The sequence below is a fragment of the Niveibacterium sp. genome (genome assembly GCF_041909475.1).
Taxonomy (GTDB): Bacteria; Pseudomonadota; Gammaproteobacteria; order Burkholderiales; family Rhodocyclaceae; genus Niveibacterium.
The window spans coordinates 254,072-278,774 of sequence record NZ_JAYRDJ010000002.1 but is presented as its reverse complement, the minus strand read 5'-3'; the positions used below and the strand labels follow the sequence as shown (position 1 = coordinate 278,774).

At 61.7% G+C, this 24,703-nt stretch carries 28 protein-coding genes and 3 tRNA genes; 8 read left to right on the top strand and 23 right to left on the bottom strand.

What is annotated here, in order from left to right:
- Positions 1-79: 79 nt before the first annotated feature.
- Together ACE3P0_RS03595 and ACE3P0_RS03590 are read left to right on the top strand one after the other, a co-directional pair.
- Positions 80-2,395: a Tex family protein gene (locus ACE3P0_RS03595; RefSeq protein WP_374399853.1), complete on the top strand. Its 2,316-nt coding sequence runs from the start codon at positions 80-82 to the stop codon at positions 2,393-2,395.
- 91 nt (positions 2,396-2,486) lie between these two features.
- Positions 2,487-3,335, top strand: a complete 849-nt coding sequence (locus ACE3P0_RS03590; RefSeq protein ID WP_374399851.1) for a 23S rRNA (adenine(2030)-N(6))-methyltransferase RlmJ — start codon at positions 2,487-2,489, stop codon at positions 3,333-3,335.
- A 116-nt stretch (positions 3,336-3,451) separates the two neighbouring features.
- Here the strand turns inward: ACE3P0_RS03590 and ACE3P0_RS03585 are convergent, their stop codons facing one another.
- Positions 3,452-3,658: a cold-shock protein gene (locus ACE3P0_RS03585; RefSeq protein ID WP_172197932.1), complete on the bottom strand. Its 207-nt coding sequence runs from the start codon at positions 3,656-3,658 to the stop codon at positions 3,452-3,454.
- 210 nt (positions 3,659-3,868) lie between these two features.
- On the opposite strand from ACE3P0_RS03585, the gene ACE3P0_RS03580 reads away from it, so the two are divergent.
- From ACE3P0_RS03580 to minE, 5 genes are all read left to right on the top strand, one after another.
- Complete coding sequence (locus tag ACE3P0_RS03580; protein WP_374399921.1) at positions 3,869-4,246, top strand: ArsC family reductase; 378 nt, start codon at positions 3,869-3,871, stop codon at positions 4,244-4,246.
- Positions 4,246-5,100, top strand: a complete 855-nt coding sequence (locus tag ACE3P0_RS03575; RefSeq protein ID WP_374399848.1) for an Hsp33 family molecular chaperone HslO — start codon at positions 4,246-4,248, stop codon at positions 5,098-5,100. The genes ACE3P0_RS03580 and ACE3P0_RS03575 overlap by 1 nt, the downstream gene beginning before the upstream one ends.
- Before the next feature lie 85 nt (positions 5,101-5,185).
- On the top strand, positions 5,186-5,962 hold the full coding sequence (minC, locus tag ACE3P0_RS03570; protein ID WP_374399846.1) for a septum site-determining protein MinC: 777 nt from the start codon (positions 5,186-5,188) through the stop codon (positions 5,960-5,962).
- A 56-nt stretch (positions 5,963-6,018) separates the two neighbouring features.
- A complete protein-coding gene (gene minD / locus ACE3P0_RS03565) occupies positions 6,019-6,834 on the top strand; it encodes a septum site-determining protein MinD (RefSeq protein WP_206256504.1) in 816 nt (271 codons plus the stop codon).
- A 1-nt stretch (position 6,835) separates the two neighbouring features.
- Positions 6,836-7,108, top strand: a complete 273-nt coding sequence (minE, locus tag ACE3P0_RS03560) for a cell division topological specificity factor MinE (RefSeq protein ID WP_172197926.1) — start codon at positions 6,836-6,838, stop codon at positions 7,106-7,108.
- 48 nt (positions 7,109-7,156) lie between these two features.
- On the opposite strand, the gene ACE3P0_RS03555 is transcribed toward minE, so the two are convergent.
- From ACE3P0_RS03555 to rpoE, 21 genes are all read right to left on the bottom strand, one after another.
- Positions 7,157-7,600, bottom strand: coding sequence for a hypothetical protein (locus tag ACE3P0_RS03555; RefSeq protein WP_374399844.1), 444 nt, complete (start codon positions 7,598-7,600; stop codon positions 7,157-7,159).
- Positions 7,582-7,869 carry a hypothetical protein gene (locus tag ACE3P0_RS03550; protein ID WP_374399842.1) on the bottom strand — a complete coding sequence of 96 codons (288 nt, stop codon included), beginning with the start codon at positions 7,867-7,869 and terminating at the stop codon, positions 7,582-7,584. Before ACE3P0_RS03550 ends, ACE3P0_RS03555 begins: the two co-directional genes overlap by 19 nt.
- A 214-nt stretch (positions 7,870-8,083) precedes the next feature.
- Positions 8,084-8,159: transfer RNA gene (locus ACE3P0_RS03545), tRNA-Gly, on the bottom strand.
- A gap of 8 nt (positions 8,160-8,167) precedes the next feature.
- Positions 8,168-8,241: transfer RNA gene (locus tag ACE3P0_RS03540), tRNA-Cys, on the bottom strand.
- Between the two features lie 73 nt (positions 8,242-8,314).
- Positions 8,315-8,390: transfer RNA gene (locus tag ACE3P0_RS03535), tRNA-Gly, on the bottom strand.
- A gap of 39 nt (positions 8,391-8,429) precedes the next feature.
- Positions 8,430-9,005: a CDP-diacylglycerol--glycerol-3-phosphate 3-phosphatidyltransferase gene (gene pgsA, locus ACE3P0_RS03530; protein WP_374399840.1), complete on the bottom strand. Its 576-nt coding sequence runs from the start codon at positions 9,003-9,005 to the stop codon at positions 8,430-8,432.
- A 27-nt stretch (positions 9,006-9,032) separates the two neighbouring features.
- Positions 9,033-10,775, bottom strand: coding sequence for an excinuclease ABC subunit UvrC (uvrC, locus tag ACE3P0_RS03525; RefSeq protein ID WP_374399918.1), 1,743 nt, complete (start codon positions 10,773-10,775; stop codon positions 9,033-9,035).
- Positions 10,776-10,831: 56 nt separating this feature from the next.
- Positions 10,832-11,878 carry a beta-N-acetylhexosaminidase gene (gene nagZ, locus ACE3P0_RS03520; protein WP_374399838.1) on the bottom strand — a complete coding sequence of 349 codons (1,047 nt, stop codon included), beginning with the start codon at positions 11,876-11,878 and terminating at the stop codon, positions 10,832-10,834.
- Positions 11,879-11,926: 48 nt separating this feature from the next.
- Complete coding sequence (gene acpS / locus ACE3P0_RS03515) at positions 11,927-12,307, bottom strand: holo-ACP synthase (RefSeq protein WP_374399836.1); 381 nt, start codon at positions 12,305-12,307, stop codon at positions 11,927-11,929.
- A gap of 12 nt (positions 12,308-12,319) precedes the next feature.
- Positions 12,320-13,084 (bottom strand): pyridoxine 5'-phosphate synthase, encoded by a 765-nt coding sequence (locus tag ACE3P0_RS03510; RefSeq protein WP_374399834.1) that lies wholly within the window; start codon positions 13,082-13,084, stop codon positions 12,320-12,322.
- Positions 13,081-13,797 carry a DNA repair protein RecO gene (gene recO / locus ACE3P0_RS03505; protein ID WP_374399832.1) on the bottom strand — a complete coding sequence of 239 codons (717 nt, stop codon included), beginning with the start codon at positions 13,795-13,797 and terminating at the stop codon, positions 13,081-13,083. The genes ACE3P0_RS03510 and recO overlap by 4 nt, the downstream gene beginning before the upstream one ends.
- A 28-nt stretch (positions 13,798-13,825) precedes the next feature.
- Positions 13,826-14,734, bottom strand: coding sequence for a GTPase Era (gene era, locus ACE3P0_RS03500; protein WP_374399830.1), 909 nt, complete (start codon positions 14,732-14,734; stop codon positions 13,826-13,828).
- The gene (gene rnc / locus ACE3P0_RS03495; RefSeq protein WP_374399828.1) at positions 14,731-15,402 is read right to left on the bottom strand and encodes a ribonuclease III; all 672 of its coding nucleotides are present in this window, start codon (positions 15,400-15,402) and stop codon (positions 14,731-14,733) included. Before rnc ends, era begins: the two co-directional genes overlap by 4 nt.
- Before the next feature lie 3 nt (positions 15,403-15,405).
- On the bottom strand, positions 15,406-15,777 hold the full coding sequence (locus ACE3P0_RS03490) for a DUF4845 domain-containing protein (RefSeq protein ID WP_374399826.1): 372 nt from the start codon (positions 15,775-15,777) through the stop codon (positions 15,406-15,408).
- A gap of 16 nt (positions 15,778-15,793) precedes the next feature.
- A complete protein-coding gene (gene lepB, locus ACE3P0_RS03485; protein ID WP_374399825.1) occupies positions 15,794-16,582 on the bottom strand; it encodes a signal peptidase I in 789 nt (262 codons plus the stop codon).
- 26 nt (positions 16,583-16,608) lie between these two features.
- A complete protein-coding gene (gene lepA / locus ACE3P0_RS03480; protein WP_374399823.1) occupies positions 16,609-18,405 on the bottom strand; it encodes a translation elongation factor 4 in 1,797 nt (598 codons plus the stop codon).
- Between the two features lie 93 nt (positions 18,406-18,498).
- A complete protein-coding gene (locus ACE3P0_RS03475) occupies positions 18,499-19,896 on the bottom strand; it encodes a DegQ family serine endoprotease (RefSeq protein WP_374399821.1) in 1,398 nt (465 codons plus the stop codon).
- A gap of 32 nt (positions 19,897-19,928) precedes the next feature.
- Complete coding sequence (locus tag ACE3P0_RS03470; protein ID WP_374399819.1) at positions 19,929-20,363, bottom strand: SoxR reducing system RseC family protein; 435 nt, start codon at positions 20,361-20,363, stop codon at positions 19,929-19,931.
- On the bottom strand, positions 20,360-21,328 hold the full coding sequence (locus tag ACE3P0_RS03465) for a MucB/RseB C-terminal domain-containing protein (protein ID WP_374399817.1): 969 nt from the start codon (positions 21,326-21,328) through the stop codon (positions 20,360-20,362). The genes ACE3P0_RS03470 and ACE3P0_RS03465 overlap by 4 nt, the downstream gene beginning before the upstream one ends.
- Entirely contained in the window at positions 21,325-21,831 is a 507-nt protein-coding gene (locus ACE3P0_RS03460) for a sigma-E factor negative regulatory protein (protein ID WP_374399815.1), read from the bottom strand. The genes ACE3P0_RS03465 and ACE3P0_RS03460 overlap by 4 nt, the downstream gene beginning before the upstream one ends.
- Before the next feature lie 7 nt (positions 21,832-21,838).
- Positions 21,839-22,438 carry an RNA polymerase sigma factor RpoE gene (gene rpoE / locus ACE3P0_RS03455; RefSeq protein ID WP_374399813.1) on the bottom strand — a complete coding sequence of 200 codons (600 nt, stop codon included), beginning with the start codon at positions 22,436-22,438 and terminating at the stop codon, positions 21,839-21,841.
- A 210-nt stretch (positions 22,439-22,648) separates the two neighbouring features.
- On the opposite strand from rpoE, the gene nadB reads away from it, so the two are divergent.
- Positions 22,649-24,274, top strand: a complete 1,626-nt coding sequence (gene nadB / locus ACE3P0_RS03450) for an L-aspartate oxidase (protein ID WP_374399916.1) — start codon at positions 22,649-22,651, stop codon at positions 24,272-24,274.
- Here nadB and ACE3P0_RS03445 read toward each other — a convergent pair.
- A complete protein-coding gene (locus ACE3P0_RS03445; protein ID WP_374399812.1) occupies positions 24,219-24,686 on the bottom strand; it encodes a protein YgfX in 468 nt (155 codons plus the stop codon). The genes nadB and ACE3P0_RS03445 overlap by 56 nt on opposite strands.
- Between the last annotated feature and the right edge of the window lie 17 nt (positions 24,687-24,703).

The following is a 24,703-nucleotide window of genomic DNA, read 5'->3' as shown; positions in this document are numbered from 1 at the left end:
CGATACATCCTGACACGCTTGAAGCCAACCCCGCTTTCCGCCATAGTCCGCGCCTCCCGTTTTTCTGCAGCACATCCCGATGCTCCCGCCTATTGAATCCCGCCTCGCCGCTGAACTCGGCGCCCATCCACGCCAGGTCGTTGCGGCCGTCGAGCTGCTTGACGCCGGTGCCACCGTGCCCTTCATCGCCCGCTACCGCAAGGAAGTCACCGGCGGGCTCGATGACACTCAGCTGCGCACGCTGGAAGAGCGCCTGGGCTACCTGCGCGAACTGGAAGACCGCCGCGCTGCGGTGATCGCCAGCATCGAAGAACAAGGCAAGCTCACACCCGCGCTGCGCGACGAGATCGAGCACGCGGAGACCAAGCAGCGCCTGGAAGACCTCTACCTGCCCTACAAGCAGAAACGCCGCACCAAGGCGCAGATCGCACGCGAGGCCGGTATCGAGCCCCTGGCCGACGCCCTCCTCGCTGACCCGACACTGGTGCCGGAAACCGAGGCCGCCCGCTTCTTCAGCGTCGAGGCCGGATTCGCCGACACCAAGGCGGTACTGGACGGTGCGCGCCAGATCCTGATGGAGCGTTTCTCGGAAAACGCCGCCCTGGTCGGCAATCTGCGCGAGTACGTCGAAGCACACGGCGTCGTCGTCGCGAACGTCGTCGAGGGCAAGGAAAACGACGGCGCCAAGTTCCGCGACTACTTCGACTATCGCGAGCCGCTCAAGGACATCCCTTCGCACCGCGCGCTGGCCCTCTTCCGTGGCCGCAACGAAGACATCCTGCGCGTGAAGCTCGTACTGGATACCGACCCCGAAGATGGCAGCCGCCCCGCCGAACCCAACCCCTGCGAGCGCCGCATCATGAGTGCCGCCGGCATACGCAACGAAAGCCGGGCGGCCGATCGCTGGCTGGTCGAGACCGCTCGCTGGGCCTGGAGCGTGAAGCTCTCGCTGCACATTGAACTGGATCTGATGGGCGTGCTGCGCGAGAAGGCCGAAGAAGAAGCGATCCGCGTCTTCGCGAAGAACCTGAAGGATCTGCTGCTCGCAGCCCCCGCGGGCCCGCGCGCCACGATGGGCCTGGACCCGGGCCTGCGCACCGGCGTGAAGGTCGCCGTGGTGGACTCCACCGGCAAACTGCTCGACACCGCCACGATCTACCCACACGAGCCACGCCGCGACTGGGATGGCGCGCTGCACACGCTGGCCGTGCTGGCAAAGAAGCACAACGTGCAGCTGATCGCAATCGGCAATGGCACCGCCAGCCGCGAGACCGACAAACTCGCCGGCGATCTGGTGAAGCAACTGCCGGAACTGCACATGACCAAGATCGTCGTGTCGGAAGCCGGCGCTTCGGTGTATTCGGCGTCTGAGCTGGCAGCCAAGGAGTTCCCGCAGCTCGACGTGAGCCTGCGCGGCGCGGTGTCGATTGCGCGTCGCCTGCAAGACCCGCTCGCCGAACTGGTCAAGATTGATCCGAAATCGATTGGCGTCGGCCAGTATCAGCACGACGTGAATCAATCGCGCCTCGCCAAGTCGCTCGACGCGGTGGTGGAGGACTGCGTGAACGCCGTCGGCGTCGACGTGAACACCGCATCGGCCGCGCTGCTGACGCGCATCTCCGGCCTCAACACGACGCTTGCGCAGAACATCGTCGCCCATCGCGACGCCCACGGCGCATTCCGCAATCGGGCCTCGCTCAAAGCCGTGCCACGGCTTGGCGAAAAAACTTTCGAACAGTGCGCAGGCTTCCTGCGTGTGATGAACGGCGACAACCCGCTCGACGCTTCGGCGGTGCACCCCGAAGCCTATCCGGTGGTCGAACGCATCCTCGCCGATGTTCAGCGCAACGTGCGCGAGATCATGGGCGACGCGAGCTTCATCCGTTCGCTCCAGCCCGCGCGCTACACCGACGAACGCTTCGGTCTGCCCACCGTGCAGGACATCCTCAAGGAACTCGACAAACCGGGTCGTGATCCGCGCCCGGAGTTCAAGACGGCCAGCTTCCGCGACGGCGTTGAAGACCTGAAGGATCTCGTCCCCGGCATGATGCTGGAAGGCGTGGTTACCAACGTCACCAACTTCGGCGCCTTCGTCGACATCGGGGTGCATCAGGATGGCCTGGTGCACGTATCCGCGCTGTCGAACAAGTTCGTCAAGGACCCGGCCGAAGTCGTGAAGGCCGGCGACATCGTCAAGGTGAAGGTGCTGGAGGTGGATGTCGCCCGCAAGCGCATCGCGCTGACGATGCGCCTCGCAGATGAAGTCCACGCCAGCCGCAAGCCCGATGGCGGCGATCGTCGCAACAGCGCGCCCGCGCGACCGCCGCGTCGCGATGAAAAGCCCGCCCCCGCCAACGCCTTTGCAAGCGCGTTTGCCAAAGCCCTGAAGCGCTGACCCGCTTCACACCGACCAACCCGCCGGGCGGTATCCGCCGCCCGGCGCGCGTCGCCTAAAATGAACGGGCAGAGACGCCCGGAGCCACCCCATGCTGAGTTATCGCCACGCCTTCCACGCCGGCAACCATGCCGACGTGCTCAAGCATTTTGTCGAAGTCGAATTGCTGCGCTACCTGAACCAGAAAGAGAAAGCGTGGTGGTACATCGACACCCATGCCGGTGCGGGCGCTTACGAACTGGATCGTGGCTATGCGGCACAGAACGCCGAGTTCGAGAGTGGCATCGCACGCATCATCGACGCGCCGGACCTGCCGCCCGCCCTTGGCGCCTATGTCGATCTGGTACGCCGCTTCAATGGTCCGGGCGCACTGAAGCACTACCCCGGCTCGCCCTGGTTCGCAGCAGAGCTGATGCGCGAACAAGACCGCATGCGGCTCTTTGAGCTCCACCCCGCCGACGCCGACTTGCTGGCCGAGAACTTCGAACCGCTCGCCAAGCAACTGATCGTCGACCGTGCGGACGGTTTCAAGGGGCTGAAATCGTTTCTGCCGCCGCCGCCGCGCCGCGCCCTCGTGCTGATCGATCCGCCCTACGAGGTGAAAACCGACTACCGCACCGTAGTCAGTACGCTACAGGACGCATTGCAGCGCTTTGCCACAGGCACTTACGCCGTTTGGTATCCGCTGTTGCAGCGGCCCGAGTGCCATGAATTGCCGCGGCAACTGAAGGAACTGCCGGCTAAGTCCTGGCTGCATGTCACGCTGTCGGTGCACAAACCGGCGCTCAGCGGGCTCGGCATGCACGGTAGCGGCCTCGTGGTGCTCAATCCACCGTGGACGCTCGCGGACACCTTGAAGCAGACCATGCCCTGGCTCGTCGGTAAACTGGCGCAGGACACCCACGCGCGCCACCAACTCGAAACCGGCGGCGCCGAATAGTCGCAGCAGCCGACATCGCCCCCCCTATTCGCGGTGCAATACCGGCACAAGACAGGTCTTGGAAAAGCAAAACGCCCGGCAAGCCGGGCGTTTTGCTTTAGCGAGTCCGCAACGACTTATTCGGTCGGGCGGATGTTCGCAGCCTGCTTGCCCTTCGGGCCTTCGACGATGTCGAAAGTCACGCGTTGGTTTTCAGCCAAGGTACGGAAACCCTTCGACTGAATTGCGGAGAAGTGGGCAAAGAGGTCGTCGCCACCACCATCGGGGGTGATGAAGCCGAAACCTTTGGAGTCATTGAACCACTTGACGATACCAGTTGCCATGTCGATGCGTCCTCGAATCGAAAAATAACTATTTTGTGGGGCTGGCGGCCCCGTTGGCACGGAATTCAGGGAGGCAAAGCCGACGAACATTCACCGTCTTTCAGACGGCTGGGTCACGCGCAATTCAAGAACCTGGAAATCCTGCTCGAACCATTATGGATGCACTACGGCCGAAACGGCAACTGTTTACGCCCGATCAGCGATAATTGCGTGATTTTCTTCCCGACACTCCGCACTGACGTGATCACGATCTACGGCATCAAGAACTGCAACAGCATGAAGAAGGCCTTCGAATGGCTCGCGGCCAACCACGTCGATTACAGCTTTCACGACTACAAGAAATCCGGCATCGATGCGGCAACGCTGCAAGCCTGGGCCAGGCAGGTCGGATGGCAGAAGCTGCTGAACACTCAGGGTTTGACCTGGCGCGGTCTCGACGCAAGCGAGAAGAGCAATGTCGATGAAGCTAAGGCAATTGCCTTGATGGTCGCAAAGCCCAGCCTGATCAAACGCCCGGTCATCAGCGGCGGGCGCAGCCTGATTGTAGGCGTCGATGAGGCCGAATTTGCCCAAGCCCTGAAGGATTGATGATGGACCACACTCAACGTTTTCTATTCGAGGATCTCGACATCCGCGGTGCCCTCGTGCAATTGGGGCCGGTGTGGCAGAAGATTCAACGGGGCCGCAACTACCCTGACGCAGTTCGTTCATTGCTCGGCGAAATGGCTGCGGTTACGGCAATCATCGCGGGCAATCTGAAGACACCGGGGCGAATCACCTTCCAGCTTTCCGGCCACGGCGCCGTGTCGCTGCTCGTCATCGACTGTGGCGAGACCTTGAATCTGCGTGGCTACGCGAAGTCCGAAGGACCTGTCATCGGTAATGCGATCAACGAATTGCTGGGCGATGGCCAGCTGCTGCTCTCGCTGGATGTGGAAGGCATGCAACAGCCCTACCAGAGCTACGTTCCGCTTGAAGGCGAAACGATCGCCGCCGTGTTCGAGCATTACCTGCAGCAGTCGGAACAAGCGCCGGCGGCACTCTTTCTCGCCGCCGATGGCGAGCATGCTGCGGGGCTCTTCCTGCAGAAACTGCCGGGAGCCGACGACAAAGATGCCGACGGCTGGCGACGGGTGCACGGCCTCGCGCAAACCATCACCTCGGGCGAACTGCTCTCGCTCGATGCCTCAGTGCTACTGCAGCGCCTGTTTCACGAGGAGACGCTACGGGTATTCGATCCGAAACCGGTTACACACAACTTCCCCGCAGACTGGGACAAGATCCGGGCGACCTTGCGTGCGCTCGGGCGCGAAGAGATCGAGCATCTGCTGGCAGAGCACGGCGAAGTCGTCGTATCGGACGACCTGTCGAACCATGAATACCGCTTCAGCGCCGACGAGGCACGAGCGCTCTTCGACAGCCCGCCCGCAAACCTGCATTGACGGATTCAACGGACGACCGCAAATCCGCCGGCGCAAGCCGGGTCCGATGGTAAACTTTCGACAAAATTACCGGTACATGACAGGCATGCAGGCCAATCGCAGCAACGGCAAGACGATTGAATTCAAGGGCGGAACGCTTCAGGCCATGACGGCCATGGTTCGCGACGCGAACGTAATGAAACTCGCCGACGCCATGCATGCAATGCTCGGCGGCATGGGCGAGTTCTTTGCTGGCGAACCCACGGTGATTGACGTGTCCGGTACGGCGCTGCCCGAACGCATGGACTGGGCTGGCGTTGCCAGCCTGCTGCGGCGGTACGGCCTGCAACCGGTCGCCGTGCGTGGCGCGCCGGAGCAGCACGCCGACGGCGCACGCAAGGCCGGGCTGGCGGTTCTGCCCCCGGATTCAGGCAAACCGTCCTCTGCAGCCAGCCGTGTCAGCACGACAGAGGCGCCTCCGCCGGAAGCCCCGGCGGCCGCACCACAAGTCGAACCTCCGCCGACAGCTGCCGGGCGCACGATGGTGATCGACCGCCCCTTGCGCTCCGGCCAGCAAATCTACGCACGCGGTGCAGACCTTGTGGTGATAGGCGGCGTCAGCAACGGCGCAGAAGTGATCGCGGACGGCAACATCCACTGCTACGGACCGCTACGCGGGCGCGCCATAGCGGGCGCGCAGGGCGACCAGCAGGCGCGCATCTTCACCACCTCGCTGGGCGCTGAACTGGTATCGATCGCTGGCGTATTCCGCACCTTCGAACGCGGTCTGCCGGAAGAAGTCGCTGGTCGCGCCGCACTGATCACACTGACGGGCGACGGAGACAAGGCGCAGTTGCGTCTCGACCCGCTGCAGCTAAGCTGATTCTCGCCCGCCGCAATACCATCCAAACAAATAAATGACGTTGAATTGAAGGGGAGATCGTGAAAATCATCGTGGTGACTTCTGGCAAGGGCGGGGTTGGCAAGACCACGACCTCGGCCTCGGTGTCCTCCGGCCTGGCACTGCGCGGCTTCAAGACCGCGGTGATTGACTTCGACGTCGGCCTGCGCAACCTCGACCTGATCATGGGTTGCGAACGCCGCGTGGTCTACGACCTGATCAATGTGGTTAACGGCGAAGCAAACCTGAACCAGGCACTGATCAAGGACAAGCACTGCGAGAACCTCTACGTGCTGCCGGCCTCGCAAACCCGCGACAAGGACGCGCTGACGGAAGAAGGCGTCGAGAAGGTCCTGAAGGATCTCGAACACCTGGGCTTCGACTACGCCGTATGCGACTCGCCCGCCGGCATCGAACATGGCGCCGTGATGTCGCTGACCTTCGCCGATGAAGCCCTGGTCGTAACCAACCCCGAAGTCTCATCGATCCGCGACTCCGACCGCATCCTCGGCATCCTGCAGAGCAAGAGCCGCCGCGCCAAGGAAGGCCGCGAGCCGGTCAAGGAACATCTGATCGTGACCCGCTACTCGCCCAAGCGCGTGGAAGAGGGTGAGATGCTCTCCTACAAGGATGTGCAGGAACTGCTGCGGGTACCGCTACTCGGCGTGATCCCGGAATCGGAAGTGGTGTTGCAGGCGTCGAACCAGGGCATTCCGTCGATCCACATGAAGAACACCGACGTCGCCGAGGCCTACCAGGACGTCGTTGCGCGCTTTCTCGGCGAGCAACGCGAACTGCGCTTCGTTGCGTACGAAAAGCCGGGTCTGCTCAAGCGCTTCTTCGGAGGAGCCTGACATGTCCTGGCTGTCCGATCTCTTCGTCCAGAAGAAACCCCGGCCCGCTGACATCGCGCGCGAGCGCCTGACGGTCGTCATCGCCCGTCAGCGCTCGGATGAAAGCGCCTCGAGCCCAGACTTCCTGCCCGATCTGCAGAAAGACCTGATCGCCGTCATCTCGAAGTACGTGACGGTGAACCCGAACGATATTTCGGTCCAGCTTGAGAAGCAGGACAACTACGAAGCGCTCAAGGTCAACATCGTGCTGCCGGAACACGGCGCCGCACGCTGAAATGAAAAAACGCCGCAATCGCGGCGTTTTTTTTGACTACTGTTCTCTTCAGTGTGCCAGACGCACCAGCTTGCCGTTCGCAACGCCAACTGCGTCCCCCTTCTTGAGCCCCGGATCGCGCTCCTCGCGAACAACACCAATGGTGCCGTCCTCCCAACGTACCACCACCTGATACTCGATCTTCGTGGCATCCATGGCGGCAGCTTCCTTCCCCCCCTTGCCAAGCTGAGGAGTGGCGACCAGTGGGCGGTCCGACATGATGTCCGCGCTGGTGCGATTCGCCTGATTGTCCATCGGCGAGGCCGCCTTGCTGGCGGTCTTGATCGGCGTAACACGCTGCACGACCCCTCGACGCGTCGTCTCGGAAACGGGCGTCGCCGCATCTAGCTTACGGAAATCTTCGCGGGTTTGCGGCAGCTTAACGTCTGCCGCTTGCGCAACGCACGCGGCGGAGAGAGCCAGAACAACGGCGATCAGTTTTCCAGCGACCACTTTCCATCCTCTCCACGACATGCGCGCAGGCCATTCGTCGCCTTCATTGCGCGGTAGTAGGTTTTGATCTGAATATCACGACAGGTCCAGCCCTGACGCTTGAGCGTGCGTAACGCACGCCCCTCGCCGCCTGAGCGCGTTGATTCAGTCGCCCAGCTCACCGACTTGCCGTCTGGTGTGCTTTCGAGCAGTTCAGTCAGCATTGCTTCATGCTTGGCACGATCGTCAGCGCTGAAATTGGCGACTGGCGTGTCGCTTGCGAATTGCATGTTGAATGCGTGCGCCGGTTGCGCAAGAAGCGCAACAAATGCCAGTGAGACAAGAAACCGTAGCTGACAGCGAACCATCACACCCTCCGGGACGGCTTTGCTTAGGACTTTTGCATTCTACCGGAGCTAGGCGCTACACAGTCCGAACACGACGGCGTGAAGGCGCTCCGGAAAACAAAAAGGGAAGGCATAAAGCCTTCCCTTTTCTTACTACTGGAGCGGGAGACGAGTCTCGAACTCGCGACCTCAACCTTGGCAAGGTTGCGCTCTACCAACTGAGCTACTCCCGCAAATTTTCTGGAGGCGCGGGCCGGAGTCGAACCGACCTACACGGATTTGCAATCCGGTGCATAACCGCTTTGCTACCGCGCCGTGTGCGGATCAACCTGACGACCCGCAGCTCAACTAAAAGGGGAAAGCACCGGGCTTTCCCCCTGAATTGGGCTGGAGCGGGAGACGAGTCTCGAACTCGCGACCTCAACCTTGGCAAGGTTGCGCTCTACCAACTGAGCTACTCCCGCGTCGCAGAGAGATGCATTATAGCCTGAAATCTCCCTGCGTCAACTCTTTTCAACTTCTGATAACGCGACGGCCGCCCGCTTAAGGTAATAACCCATCGACCACAACGTCAGCACGGCCGCCACCCAGATGAGCACCGTGCCCGTCTGGCGCACTGAAAAACCAAACAACGTGCCGTCATACAGCAGCACAGGGATCGCGATCATCTGTGCCGTCGTCTTGAGTTTGCCGATGAAGGACACCGCGACACTGCGCGATGCGCCAACCTGGGCCATCCATTCCCGTAAGGCCGAAATCGTGATCTCACGCCCAATGATGACGAACGCGATCAGCGCATCGACGCGCCCGAGTTCCACCAGCATCACCAGCGCGGCACCCACCATCAGTTTGTCGGCAACCGGATCTAGAAACGCGCCGAACGCGGAAGTCTGCCCAAGCTTGCGCGCAAGGTAGCCGTCGAACCAATCCGTAATGGCGGCCAGGATGAACATGACACAGGCCCAGAAATTCTTGTCGGCCATGCCCAGCCAGTTCGCCGGCAGGTAGAAGACGCCGACAAACAACGGGATCAAGACAATGCGCGCCCAGGTAAGGGTGTTCGGGATGTTTAGCTGCATGGAAAAGTGGAGGTTGGCGACATGAAATCAGTCGCGTAGCGCATTGTAGATCGCTTCCGCCAGTTTTCGATTGACGCCGGCAACACGACACAGATCCTCGACGGTTGCGTTCTTGACACCCGCGAGCCCGCCGAAGGTCTCGATCAGCTTCTTGCGGCGCGTCGGCCCGATGCCCGGAATATCGTCCAGCCGCGATCCGATGCGCGTCTTTGCGCGACGTGCCCGCATTCCGGTAATCGCAAAACGGTGCGCTTCATCGCGCACGGTCTGGATCAAGTGCAGCCCGGCATGCTCACCGCCGAGTACCAGCGGTTCGCGCCCATCCGCGAAAACGAGCTGCTCAAGGCCCGCCTTACGCGCCTCGCCTTTCGCGACGCCGAGCATTGCGATTGACTCAAGGCCAAGCTCGACCAGCACCTCGTGCGCAACGCCAACCTGCCCCTTGCCACCATCGATCAGGATCAGATCCGGCCGCACGCCCTCGCCCGCCGCCACCTTGCCGTAGCGGCGAGTAAGCGCCTGGCGCATCGCGCCGTAATCGTCACCCGGTTCGATGCCACTGATGTTGAAGCGGCGATATTCCGACTTCTTCATGCCGCCGCCTTCCCACACCACGCAGGACGCAACCGTAGCCTCGCCCATGGTGTGGCTGATGTCAAAACACTCAATGCGCTGCGGCGGATCCTGCAAGTCCAGCGCGGAGCGCAGCGCATCGAGTTGATCCGCAACACGACCGGATTCACGCAAACGCACTTCGACTGCAAGCTGCGCGTTCTGCTCGGCCATCTCGGCCCACGCCTTCTCCGCCTCAAAGCGCGGCGTGACAACGGCCATGCGCAAATCCAGCGTCTCATCAATCAAATGCCGAGCGTCGTCCAGCGGTGCGCCGACGAGCACCAGGCGCGTCGGCGCCGGGTGCTCCTGATAGTGCTGTTCGACGAAAGCCAGTAGGGCGTCCGCAGCCCCCATGCCCTCACTGGCAAGCGGGAACTGCGGGCGATCGCCGAGGTGGCGGCCGCCCCGCACCATCGCGACGTTCACGCAAACCAGGCCGGCCACTTCAACCGCGACAACGATATCGACATCCTCATCGCGCCCCGAGTCAACGAACTGCTTGTGCAACACCGTCTGCAAGGCACGAATCTGATCGCGGAAAAATGCCGCCTCTTCATACGCAAACCGCTCTGCGGCCTGCTGCATCTGAACGCCCAGCTGGTCGACGATCTCGCCGTGGCGCCCTTCGAGGAACAGCGAGGCCATGCGCACATCGCGCGCGTAATCCTCGGGCGACACCAGATCGACACAGGGCGCGGTGCAGCGCTTGATCTGGTGCAGCAAGCAGGGGCGCGAGCGATTCGCGAACACACTCTCTTCGCAGGTGCGCAAGCGGAACATGCGCTGGATCAGCGCAACGCTTTCGCGCGCCGCCCACGAGCTGGGAAAAGGGCCAAAGTACCGCGAGCCCTTGGCAAAAGCCCCTCGATAGTAGGCGATGCGGGGATAGGCATCTCCGCTGAGCATGATGTACGGGTAGCTCTTGTCGTCGCGGAACAGGATGTTGTAGCGCGGCTTGAGCGTTTTGATCAGGTTGTTTTCGAGGATCAGCGCCTCGGTCTCGGAACGTACGACGGTCGTATCGACGCGTACGATCCGCGTCACCATGAGGGCGATGCGGGGACTGGTGTGGTTCTTCTGGAAGTAGCTCGATACGCGGCGCTTGAGGTTCTTTGCCTTGCCGACGTAGAGCACCTCTTCATCGGCACCGATCATCCGGTAAACCCCCGGCGCCTCCGACAGCGTCCGCAGGAATTCGCGCGCGTCGAAACTCACGTCAGACTTGCGCTGAGTTCGCTGACGGCGCGCTGCGCATCGACATAGCGCGCTTCGATCGCAAGCGTGAACGGATCGATCGTTGTCGCCGGTCGCAAAGCATCAATGCGCGCGGCGCTGCGCGCCGACACCTGTGGCTGCCATTTGGTGAGAAGCTCATCCGCCAGATCAGGGCGGTTGCAAACCAGCACCATGTCGCAGCCGGCAGCGTGTGCAGCGTCCGCCCTTGCAACGATGTCGCCCGCTTGCGTGGCACCCTCCATCGTCAGGTCGTCGGAGAAGATGACCCCATCGAACCCGAGCCGTTCTCGCAGGATGTTCTGCAACCAGTAGCGCGAAAAACCAGCCGGTAGCGGGTCGACCTGCTCATACACGACGTGGGCGGGCATCACCCCAGCCAGCTGGCGGCCAAGACGGTGACGATAGGGCGCAATGTCCTGCTCCCATATCTCGTCGAAGTTCCGTTCGTCGCGCGGCATGGCAACGTGCGAGTCGGCCTCGGCCCAACCGTGTCCGGGGAAGTGCTTACCGACCGCACCCATACCAGCCTCGCTGAGACCCGCCACAAGCGATTGCGCGAGCGAAGCGGCCACCGTAGGGTCGCCCGAGAAAGCACGGTCACCAATGACTGCGCTGCGCCCGTAGTCGAGATCCAGTACAGGCGTAAAACTCAGATCAACACCGTGTGCGCGCAACTCTGCCGCCAGCACATAGCCCGTATGGCGCGCCAGCTCCAGGCCGCGCACATGATCAAGCGTCCACGCCGCACCCAACGCGCCCATCGGAGGCAGACGGGTAAATCCACTACGGAAACGTTGAACGCGGCCGCCTTCATGATCCACCGCGACGATCAGCGCCGGAGAACGCAGCGCATGAATCTCCTGCGTCAAAGCCGTCAGCTGTTCGGGCGACTCGAAGTTACGCGCAAACAGGATGACGCCACCGACCAACGGATGGCGCAGACGCTCACGTTCGGCCTCTGTAAGCGCGTAAGCGGCGACATCGCACATCACAGGGCCAAGGGGCAGTTGCAGCGGGTTCATTCGGAGCTTCCTAAGATGTGGTGAGCATCAATGCGCGTGCGAGCTGCTTCAGGCCAAGCGTTCGATGAGCGCAAAGGCAACGACATTATCTTTCTCGTCGCTGATCGATAGGTGCGCCGACCAATGACGCTCTCCCATCGCGGCCGCGAGCGGCGCGTCGAAGACGTACACCGGCTTGCCGAGCTCGTCGTGCCCGACCGCAATCGCATGTAGCGTCGCGGGGGCACGCAGGCCGGTGCCAAAGGCCTTGGCAAACGCCTCCTTGGCGGCAAAACGCTTGGCCAGAAGCCGTGCCCCATCACGCACCGCGCGAAACTCAAGCAACTCTGACGGGGCGAGAATGCGCTCGGCAAACGCTTCGCCGTGCCGCTCAAGCGAGGCACGGACACGCGTGATCGACACGATGTCGGTGCCGATGCCGGCAATCATGATGCGGGATTCTCAGCCGTAAAGATGGGGCGACGCAGCCGATTCGCGCATCAGCCGTTTCATCTCGCCGACGGCTTCGCGCAAACCGACGAACACCGCGCGGCTCACAATGGCGTGGCCGATGTGCAGTTCGCGGATGCCCGCCAGCGCCGCAACCGGTTGAACGTTGAAATAGTTGAGCGCATGGCCGGCGTTGAAGCGCATGCCGTTTCCGATGATTGCGGCGCCGGCGACGCGGATCTTCTCAATCTCCGCCAGCACGGCGGGGCTGCGCGCATCGCGCCCCTTCTTGTGAAAGGCTTCCGCGTACGGCCCGGTGTGGATCTCGCACACGCGTGCGCCAACCCGCGCGGCCGCTTCGACCTGCGCCAATTCGACGTCGATGAACACGCTCGACTGGATGCCCGCATCGGCAAGTCGCGCAATGCAATCCTTGATGCGCGCCTCATTGGCCACGATATCGAGCCCGCCCTCGGTCGTTACTTCCTGGCGCCCCTCGGGCACCAGCATCGCCATCTCCGGCTTGAGGCGGCAGGCAATGGCAACCATCTCGTCCGTCGCGGCCATTTCGAGGTTCAGCTTGATATGCGTGAGCTCACGCAGGCGACGCACATCTTCATCCTGAATGTGACGGCGGTCTTCGCGTAAATGCACCGTGATGCCGTCGGCGCCGCCCAGGTGCGCTTCGACGGCGCCCCAAACCGGATCAGGTTCATAGGTCCGGCGCGCCTGGCGCAGGGTGGCGATATGGTCAATGTTGACGCCGAGTTCGATCACAGTTCCTGCAACTCCATGAAGATACGTCGTGATTCCAGCGCACGGGCGCCGACGAGATGGGCAATGAGGCGCCGCATCAGGCTTTTCGCCTGAGCAAGTGTCTCCGGGTTCGACAAATCCTCGCGAGCAAGATCCAGCAGCACGCGGCCCGGCAAAGTGGCCTCGTCGTGCTCGTCGCCGGTCGCCGGCACGGGCCCGCGTTCGATTATAAAGAGGTAGTCGCGCTCAGGCCGCACGGCTTCGCCCTGCTCGTCAGTGTCGAAGGTGGGGGCGTAGCCGAGCTCCTGCAGCAGCACCAGTTCGAACGCGCGCAACGCGAGGTCCTGCGGCGCATTGATCGACAGACGCCGCAGTAAGGTCGCATAAGCATCAAAGAGACGGGGATGTGCATCTTCGCGAGGTAAGAGGCGCACCAACAACTCATTGGCGTAGTACCCGCACATCAGGGCACTGCCGCTCAACATCGCTTGCCCGCCCTGCCACTCCGCAGCGGTCAGGGTCTTCAACTCGCCCGTGCCGCTCCAGCTGATTTCGAGCGGCTGAAACGCCAGCAGCACGCCACGCAGCGCAGCGCGCGGGCGTCGGGCGCCTTTTGCCACCATGGCGACACGACCATGCTCGCGCGAGAACATATCGACGACGTAGCTCGTTTCGCGCCACGGGTGCGTGTGCAGCACGAAGGCCGACTGTTGCTCGACGCGCTTGCCACTCATCGTCGTGATTCAGGCCCAGCCGGCAGCGTCACTCGATGCCGAGGCTCTTGAGTGCGCGCTCATCATCCGCCCAGCCGCCCTTCACCTTGACCCAAACCTCAAGGTAGACCGGCCCGCCGAACAGCTTTTCGAGATCCACGCGGGCTTCGGAAGAGACACGCTTGAGCTTTTCGCCGCCCCGCCCAATCACCATCGCCTTGTGGCTGGGGCGATCCACGATGATGGCCGCAAAGATGCGGCGCACCGGTCCGTCGATCTCGAATTTCTCGATCTCGACGGCCAATCCGTACGGCAGCTCTTCGCCAAGGAGTCGAAAGAGCTTCTCGCGAATGAACTCGGCGGCCAGGAAGCGTTCGCTGCGATCGGTGATGTCGTCCGCGTCGAAGATTGCAGGCTGTTCCGGCAGCAAGGGTCCGCAAGCCTTCAGCAACTCATCCGCATTTGCGCCGGTTTCAGCGGACAAGGGCACGACCGCGGCAAACTCACGCTCCGCTGCTATTGAAGCAATGAAAGGCAATAGCTGACGCTTGTCGGCAAGACGATCCACCTTGTTGATCACCAGCACCACCGGCGTCTCGGTCGGCAGCAATTCCATCACGGCACGATCAGCGGCCGTGACGCGCCCCGCCTCGATCACGAACAGCACGACATCGACGTCGCCAAGCGCTTGCGTGACGCTGCGGTTCATCGCACGGTTGAGCGCATTCGAGTGCTGCTTCTGAAAGCCTGGGGTGTCGACAAACACGAACTGATGCGTGTCGTTGGTCAGAACGCCGTTCACGCGATGACGCGTCGTCTGCGCCTTGCGCGACGTGATGCTGATCTTCTGCCCAATCAGATGGTTCAGCAGCGTGGACTTGCCAACGTTTGGCCTCCCGACAATGGCGAGAAAGCCAGTGCGAAAACCGTTCGCATCCGGAGCCTGAAGTTCTGTCATAGTTTTTCGATCCGATCCAGCGCAGCGCGCGCGGCCTGCTGTTCCGCCGCACGACGACTCGCGCCGCGGCCCTTTGTTTCTAGCATCAGGGCCGGGATCCGGCATGACACTTCAAATTCCTGCGCGTGCGCCTCGCCGCGCACCTGCGCCATCTCGTAAGTCGGCAGGGGATGGCGACGTGCCTGCAACCACTCCTGCAAGGCGGTCTTAGGATCCTTACCTGCGGTGCGGGGATCAATCGCGGCGATCGAAGCTGAATACAGACGGCCAATCACGCCACTCGCGGCGTCGAATCCCGTATCAAGGAAGATTGCACCAAATACCGCCTCAAGCGCGTCGGCGAGAATCGACGGGCGACGATGCCCGCCGCTACGCAACTCGCCCTCGCCCAGTCGCAGCAAGTCTCCGAGCGACAAGCTCAAGGCAAGTGCATGCAGGGCATCCTGCTTGACCAAGCCGGCCCGCAAACGCGACAACGTGCCCTCGTCGAGGTCAGTGAATCGATCGAAAAGGGCGCGGGCGACGACGCAGTTCAGAACCGAATCGCCGATGAACTCAAGCCGTTCGTTGTGCGGGGTCCCGAAACTTCGATGCGTCAGCGCTTGGGTAAGAAGAGAAACATCAGAGAACTGATATCCAAGCGCCAACTGAAGGCTGTCACGGCTCATCGACTATTGGCTGGCGGCAGGCTCGGCTGCGCTTGAAGCAGAAAAGTCAAACAACAAAGAAATGTTTGCCACCAATGGAATTCTTCTTTGCCACTGAGCGCTGATTACCCAGCGCCCGTTTTCCTTGGTGATCACCAAGTCTGACCTCGCAATGGAATCAATATCTTCCACTCCCGATCGTTTGTCGAATAGCGCTCTGATTGCCTCGGGACTCGTCGCTTCACCACTTACAGCAAGCGCGTTCAATGTTTTCTTGACCGCGAAGTACTCGTTATAGACCGGCACCATTCGCATAGCCAAAATGATGGCTCCAATAACCAAAGCCGCAGCAATCATGGTGCCGATCAAGGAAAGCCCTTGTTGACGATTCCGCATCAATTACCCCAAGCAATTAGTGAAAGGACCCAATTCGCGACAGCTCGCCGAAATGGAACCAGATAAAGAACGCTTTGCCACGCAGATTGGCGTCGGGCACGAAACCCCACACCCGCGAGTCCGAGCTCTGGTCACGGTTGTCGCCCATCATGAAATAGTGGCCAGCAGGTACCGTGCAACGCACACCTTCAACAGTATAGACACAGTTCTCCCGCCCTGGATAAGGCAGGGTCTGGCTCACGAATGGAGGTGCGTCGGCGTCATTCAGCATCTGGTGTTCGACACCGCCAACCTTTTCCACATAGCGATGCGAGTATTGCAGACGGTCAGTGTGCAGATAGTCTTCGATCTGCTGTACTGCGATCTCTTCACCATTGATTCGCAAGCGCTTGTTGATGTATTCGATCTTGTCACCCGGCAGCCCGATCACCCGTTTGATGTAATCCTGCGAGGGGTTTTGCGGATAACGGAAAACGACCACATCGCCGCGCTTGGGCGACCCGGAATCGATGATCTTCTTGTCGATTACCGGCAGGCGAATGCCATACGCAAACTTGTTCACGAGGATGAAGTCGCCGACAAGCAGCGTCGGAATCATCGAACCTGAGGGGATTCGGAACGGCTCGACAAGAAACGAGCGCAGCAGGAAGATCGCCAGCAGAATCGGGAAGAAGCCAGCCCCCCACTCCACCCAGACCGGCTCCGGACTGCCTTTCGGACGTTTTTTCCGGAACACGAAGCGGTCGGCACACCAGAGCGCTCCAGTCAGCAAGGACAGCACGAACAGAATCAACGCAAAATCCACGACCTCTCCTGGCTCTTCCCGGGGGATTATTTGTTGTCTTCGACGCGCAGTACGGCGAGGAACGCCTCCTGCGGAATCTCGACGTTACCGACCTGCTTCATGCGGCGTTTGCCCTCTTTCTGCTTCTCGAGGAGTTTCTTCTTCCGCGTGATGTCACCGCCGTAGCACTTGGCCAGCACGTTCTTGCGCAGCGCCTTGATCGTTTCACGCGCAATAATGTGTGAGCCGATCGCCGCCTGCACCGCGACGTCGAACATCTGGCGCGGAATCAGTTCGCGCAACTTTGCAGCCAGTTCGCGACCGCGATACTGTGCATTCGCGCGGTGCACGATGACAGAGAGCGCATCGACTTTCTCACTCGACACAAGGATGTCGAGCTTCACCACGTCAGCGGTTCGATATTCCTTGAAGTCGTAATCGAGCGACGCATAACCACGCGACACGGATTTCAACTTATCGAAGAAGTCCATGACGACTTCGGCCATCGGCATATCGTAAATCAACTTCACCTGGCGGCCGTGATAATGCATGTCCACCTGGTTGCCACGTTTCTGATTGCAAAGCGTGATCACCGGCCCAAGGTAATCCTGCGGTACGAAGATCGTTGCCGTAATGATCGGCTCGCGGATTTCCTCGACCTTCGAGATCTCCGGCAACTTTGAAGGGTTCTCGACCTTGATCACTTCGCCGCTGTTGAGCACGACCTCGTAGACCACGGTCGGCGCCGTGGTGATCAGGTCCATGTCGAATTCGCGCTCTAGACGCTCCTGCACGATTTCCATGTGCAGCAGGCCAAGGAAGCCACAGCGGAAACCGAACCCCAGCGCCTGCGACACTTCAGGTTCGTACTGCAATGAGGCGTCGTTGAGCTTCAGCTTTTCGAGTGACTCGCGCAACTGGTCGTATTCGCTCGCCTCCACCGGATAAAGCCCTGCGAACACCTGCGGCTTGATTTCCTTGAAACCCTCCAAGGCCTCGCTGGCAGGCTTGTTCGCCACCGTGATCGTGTCACCGACCTTGGCCGACGTCAGTTCCTTGATGCCGGCGATGACGAAGCCCACCTCGCCCGCCGACAGTTGATCACGCGAGATTGATTTCGGTGTGAACACGCCGACCTGTTCGCACAGATGCTGCGCGCCGGTGCTCATGAACAGAATCTTGTCCTTCGGACGCAGCACGCCATCGACCACGCGCACCAGCATCACCACGCCGACGTAATTATCGAACCAGGAGTCGATGATCAGCGCCTTGAGCGGCGCATCAACCTGGCCGCGCGGCGCCGGCACCTTGGCGATGATGGCTTCGAGGATCTCGTCGATGCCCATGCCGGTCTTGGCCGAGCACGGGATCGCCTCGGTCGCGTCGATGCCGATCACGTCCTCGACCTCCTGCCGAGCCGTATCCGGATCGGCAGACGGAAGATCCATCTTGTTCAACACCGGTACGACCTCAACGCCCTGCTCGATCGCCGTGTAGCAATTGGCAACGGTCTGCGCCTCAACCCCCTGCGAAGCATCCACCACCAGCAGCGCGCCCTCGCAGGCAGCCAGTGAGCGGCTGACTTCATAAGAGAAGTCCACATGCCCCGGGGTGTCGATGAGATTCAGGTTATAGATCTGACCGTCTTGAGCACGATAGCTGAGTGCCGCGGTTTGCGCCTTGATCGTGATGCCGCGCTCACGCTCGATGTCCATCGAATCAAGGACCTGAGCCTCCATCTCGCGATCGGAGAGGCCCCCGCAGCGCTGGATGAGCCGATCGGCAAGGGTCGACTTGCCATGGTCGATATGGGCGATGATCGAGAAGTTTCTGATGTGCTGCATGCCACGAAAAAAGGGTGCGTTGCCGCACCCTTCTCAGGAATCCATCGGGTTGGAGAACGCGCGAGTATAGCCGATCCACTCCGCCGCGTCGGCTCAGGGCAGATCGGGCACGCGCAGGCTGACAAAACTCTGGGTGTCGCCCCGCTTGACCAGCAGCGACACGCTCTCACCACGCTCCACCGCCGCAGCGAAGCGGTTGAACTGCTCGACGTTGCGGAACTCGACCGGCAGGCCCTTGCGCGTCGCCGACACGATCAGATCTCCGCCCTGCAGTTGCGCCCGCGCCGCGAGGCCCCTCGCATCCTTGATCGCCACGCCGCCATCACTCTTGAAATGACGTTTCTGCTCGGACGTGAGCGGCCCGACCACCAAACCAAGTCGATTTGAGCCCGCTGGCTCGACCCGCTTGGACTGAGGCTTCTTGGGGGCTGGCGACTCCTCCGCAAACTCGTCAACGACAAGCGCGACATCCCGGATCGCCCCCTTGCGCCAGATCTGCATCGAAGAGCGAGCACCCGGCCGGGTGCCGCTGACAATACGCGGCAGATCCGACGATGCATTCACGGGCTTGCCATCGAAACGCAGGATCACGTCGCCGATGGCAACACCCGCCTTGTCCGCGGGCCCACTCTTCTCGACCTCGCTCACCAGCGCCCCCTGCGGCGCCTTCAACGCGAAGCTGTCGGCAACATCCTTGGTGACCTCCTGAATGACGACACCGATGCGGCCGCGAGTCACCTTGCCCGAGGACCGCAACTGGTTGTGCACATCCATCGCCACATCGATCGGGATCGCGAACGAGAGCCCCATGAACCCGCCCGTCTCGCTGTAGATTTGCGAGTTGATGCCGACCACCTCGCCTTTGAGATTGAACAGCGGCCCACCCGAATTGCCTGGATTGATGGCCACATCCGTCTGGATGAAGGGGACCAGCGACTCGTCCGGAAGTGAACGCCCCTTGGCACTGACGATGCCGGCGGTGACGGTGTGGTCAAAACCGAAAGGCGAACCGATCGCGACCACCCAATCGCCAACCCTCAGCTTGCCAGGGTCGCCGATTGGCACCTTGGGCAGGCCGGTAGCGTCGATCTTGATCACCGCCACATCGCTGCGTCGGTCAGCGCCAATCAGGCGTGCGCGAAACTCACGCTTGTCGGTCAAGCGAACCACAATCTCGTCCGCATCTTCGACCACATGGGCGTTGGTCAGAATGTAGCCATCCGCCGACACGATGAACCCGGAACCCATCGAGTCGCCCTCCTCGCCATCACGAGGAATCTGCGGATGCTTGGGCATGAAACGGCGGAACCAGTCCTGCATCGGATCCCGCGCATCGGATTTCGCCCGCGGACGCAGCTGCTCCGAGCTGACGTTCACGACCGCCGCCGCCGAACGATCAACCAGATCGGCGAGTTCCGGCAGATCTCGCGCCGCAGACGCAGTGGCCGCGCAGAGCACTGATAAAAGTAGCGCAAAGCGCCACGCTTTCATGAATTTGACTGGCTGCAACATCGCGGCCCCCATCAATGCGACATCCCTGAATCGATCACGCGCACAGCGAGTCCGCCAGCAAGCTTTCGGCGTGTCAGCCACATCGACACGGCTGAACTCGAGACCAACCCGGCGACAGCACCAAGCACCGCTCCGGCGTCTCCCGGCCACTGCGCGCCGCCAATTCCGGCCCCGAGCAACAATCCAAGCAAGGGGAAACCGTAGGCAAGGGCTGCCGCCAACAGAGGCGCACGTGGTTCAACCGCAACCAGAATCTCAGCACCCGGGCTGAGCGGTCGATCAGTTCCAACCCGGTAGCTGGCGCAGCGCCCACCGAACAACTTGCCAAGCACGTCGCCGCCGCAGCCACCGGTTTCGCTGCAGCGACCGCAGCCGCCATCACCACCAACCTTCACGAGCGCTGAACCGCTGTCAACGCGCAGCACAATTGCTTTACGCGTATTCATTTCTGGCGAATCTCAACCGATTCCGCAAGGCGCCTCACAGACTCCGGCGGCACCTCACCCAGAGCGGTTACCAAGTAATGAGCCCCAATCAGGCGTTTGAATATTCGCGTTGGACCAACAGCGCTCTCGCCAACGACAGGCGTCTTGCGCCCTTGAGCGATCGGCTCCACGAAGACCGATATGGTCGCCAGACCATCGGAATACACCAAGTGCACCGCGTCCGCGCCGCCATCCTTCACTTGCCGGCGCACCGTACTGATCGGCCGGAAGCCGGGCAACAGCCCCCGACAGCTCACGCCCGCCTCTTCAGGGGTCACCGCCGCACCGCGTGCGTTGATCTCGCGCCAACCACCCGCTGCAGCCGCATAGCGGGAGCGCACCTTGTCGCGCTCAACAAGGCCGCCAATACTCACGTCGGAAAACGCAAATTGCTCCACCACAGCGCCGGTGGAATCAAGCATGCGCGACTTGAGCATCAGGCCACTTCCCGGCTCAACCCAGAATGTGTGGCCGTAGCGGAACGCGTCGCGCGGTTCAAGTACCACCTGCTGTGCGGGCATGCCCGCCACCCGGTCAAGCGAACCCAGGCGAACGTTGTAATTGCCCATCAGCTGATCGGGTGACACATGAGCCCATGCCGGGAAACGCTTAGGCATCGCATGGTCGCTGATGATGATCTTCTCTTGTGGCAGGTAGAAGCGCACATCACCGTTGCTACGTACGATCTCGCGTGGCGGGCCGTCCAGCGTCTCCAGCCGTTCGTATTCGCCGGTCGCATCCGAAATATGGGCGATCCGCGAAGTCTCGGTCGTTCTACCGGTCTGGTAAACGAAGGTGCCTGCATAGTTCAGCGTCTGCGACGCCGCGCTCACTTTAGCGAGCCATGCGATGGCGTCTTGCGACGCACTTGCCTGCGCCAGCCCTGCAAACAGGGACAGGGCAACAACCCAAGCCCTGCCGATCATCGCACCTCGTCCCCAACCTGTTCGGCTGCGGTGCGCATGTAGTACCCGACACCAGGAACGGCTTGGGCGCCTGCATACCCGTGATGCGCGAGCAGGTAAGCACGATCAGCATCCGCAGCCGGCACTGCTCGAGCGGCCGTCGTGGCATGCGCAACACGGGTCGTATCGGCTGGCTCGACGCGCAAGCCGAGCCATGCAACCACCGCAACACCCGCTACCGTCGCGGCAATCGGCAACAAGGTGTCGAGTGCGGAACGACGACGCTTCGCCAGCGCCGCACTGGCCGCCGGCGCAATGACGGTCGGCTCTGCATCAAGCCGCGCCATCAACTTGGCCGAGAAGTCGCTCGACAACTCGGCCTCGCCGCGCAAAGCGTCGCCGATCAGCGCGTACTCGCCCCAGCACTCACGCAGAGCCGGCACCTTCTTTGTGTGTGACAAAAGCGCCTGCACGCCCGTTGGCTCCAATTCGCCATCCAGCAAGGCGGAAATCTGCTCTTTCATGTCTCACTCACCATCTTTTTTCCGGACTTGTATCGAGCAAGGGGCGAAGTCTTTCTGCAATCGCCTCCCGCGCCCTGAATATGCGCGAACGCACGGTGCCGATCGGGCAGCCCATCACGGTCGCGATTTCCTCGTAACTCAGGCCCTCAATCTCCCGCAGCACAATCGCGGTGCGCAGCTCCTCCGGCAATGCATCCATTGCCACGTTCACCGTCTCGCCGATTTGCTTGGTCGCAAGCAGGCGTTCCGGTGTGTCGTAATCACGAAGCAGATCGCCATCGTCGTAGTTTTCTGCCTCGTCGGCATCGATGTCAGTCGAGGTCGGCGCGCGCCGGCCCTGCGACACAAGATAGTTCTTTGCCGTGTTGATCCCGATACGGTACAGCCATGTGTAAAACGCGCTGTCGCCGCGGAACGAGGGTAGCGCGCGATAAGCCTTAATGAAGGCTTCCTGCGCAACATCCTCGACTTCCGCCGGATCGCGGATCATGCGAGACAGCAGCCGAGCGAGCTTGCGCTGATACTTCGACACAAGCAGCCCGAAGGCATGCTTGTCGCCGCGTTGCGCAAGCTCGACCAACTGCTGGTCTATCTGACGATCACTCATGGGACGGGGTATTTTCTGGATTGGTTCGCGCTCTGGGCGGCGCCAAGCCAGTATACCCCAGCCCCTGAGGGCGACTGCTTATGCGTCCATTGACCCGACGCACGGGGAATAGTTCAGTCACGCGCATGGGTATTGCCGCCGTGTGCCAACGCGCCGCAGGGGCGCGTGATATATTCGCGCCTCCCCATCTAGCGGCGCCTTCCGCGCGCCCTGACCGCCGTGCTCCAGTTCGATGTTCTGATCCTTGGCAGCGGCCTCGCTGGCCAATCGCTCGCCCTCCGCCTCGCTGACCACCACTCGGTCGCGCTGGTGACGAAATGTCAGCTTGAGGACGGCGCGAGCTCATGGGCGCAGGGCGGCATCGCCGCCGTCGTCGATCCGATGGACTCCACCGAAGCGCATGCGCGCGACACACACATCGCCGGCGCCGGCATCTGTGACGATGGCGCCACGCGTTTTGTGGTCGAGCACGGTCGCGAGGCCATTCAGTGGCTGGCAGCGCAAGGCGTGCCCTTCACGCCTGCCGAGGAAGGCCCGCTACACATGCATCTGACGCGCGAAGGCGGGCACAGCCATCGACGCATCGTGCACGTGGCCGACGCCACCGGCGCAGCTGTGCAAGAGACACTGACCCAGAAAGTCCGCGCCCATCCGAATATCCGCGTCTTCGAACACCACATTGCGGTCGACCTGATCGTCGGTCATCGAATTGGGCGCCCCGACGCGGGCTGCCTCGGCGCCTACATTCTCGACATCGCAGAAGACAATGTCGTGACTTTTGCGGCCCGCCATACCGTGGTCGCAACCGGCGGGGCCGGCAAGGTGTACCTCTACACGACCAACCCGGACACCGCGACCGGCGACGGCATTGCCATGGCTTGGCGCGCAGGATGCCGCGTCGCCAACATGGAATTCATTCAGTTCCATCCGACTTGCCTTTACCACCCACAAGCGAAGTCGTTCCTCATTTCCGAGGCAGTGCGTGGCGAAGGCGGTTTGTTGAAATTGCCGGACGGCACGCGTTTCATGCTGCAGCACGATCCGCGCGGCGAACTTGCCCCGCGCGACATCGTCGCCCGAGCAATCGATTACGAAATGAAGCGCCACGGTCTGGATTGCGTGTATCTGGACATCAGCCACCGCCCGCCCGAGTTCATCACAACGCACTTCCCGACCATCCATGCCCGCTGCCTTGAGCTCGGCATCGACATCACGAAAGAGCCGATTCCGGTCGTTCCGGCGGCGCACTACACCTGCGGCGGAGTGCTGACAGACCTGCGCGCACGCACCGACCTTCCGGGCCTCTACGCTATCGGCGAGACCGCCTGTACCGGGTTGCACGGCGCTAACCGGCTGGCGAGCAACTCGCTGCTCGAATGCGTGGTGTTTGGGGAAGCGGCCGCCGCGGACATCCTGGCGCACCCACGTGCCATCACAGAGGACCTCCCGGAGTGGGACGAAAGCAAGGTGACCGATGCTGATGAAGCAGTGGTCATTGCGCACAACTGGGACGAACTCCGCCGCTTCATGTGGGACTATGTCGGCATCGTCCGCACCACCAAACGCCTGCAGCGCGCACAGCACCGCATCGCGCTGCTGCACCGCGAAATCGACGAGTATTACGCCAACTTCCGGGTCAGCAACGACCTGATTGAGTTGCGCAATCTGGTTGTCAGCGCGGAGTTGATCGTGCGCGGAGCGCTGTCACGCAAGGAAAGCCGCGGCCTGCACTACAGTCGCGACTATCCGGAAACCCTTCCGAAAGGCAAGGCGACCATTATCAGGAATCTGCGCTGGCCGACCGGCTTGCCTCGCTGGATGTCCGCGCGCGGCTGAACGCACGCCAACGCAGCCAGGCGCGCAGCAAGCGCCATTCTTCGGCTGGCATTGCCGAGCCGACGAGCCACACCCGACACTGTTGGCCGCTTGCGAGTTCTTGCCAACATAACGCAAGAAACCAGCCGCCATCTCGCGTGCTGCGATGAAATACGATTGGGCGAGACGCCCCATCGCCATCCGTGACCGCCGCGGCGCCGTCGTCAAACAAAGTCAAACCAATCCGCTGGGTTCGGCGCTGCTGCCTCCACGCCCACGCCGCCGAGACCAGGACAAGCGGAATACCGCCCCAACGTAAGCGCGGATCGACACCGGGATAGAACACCACCGCCAGCGCTACGCCATGCAGTGCCACAAGCAAGCCCCAGAAAGACAAAGAGGCCCGCAGCCGAATATCGCCTGCGAGCCTCATTTCTGCGAAAACGCCTA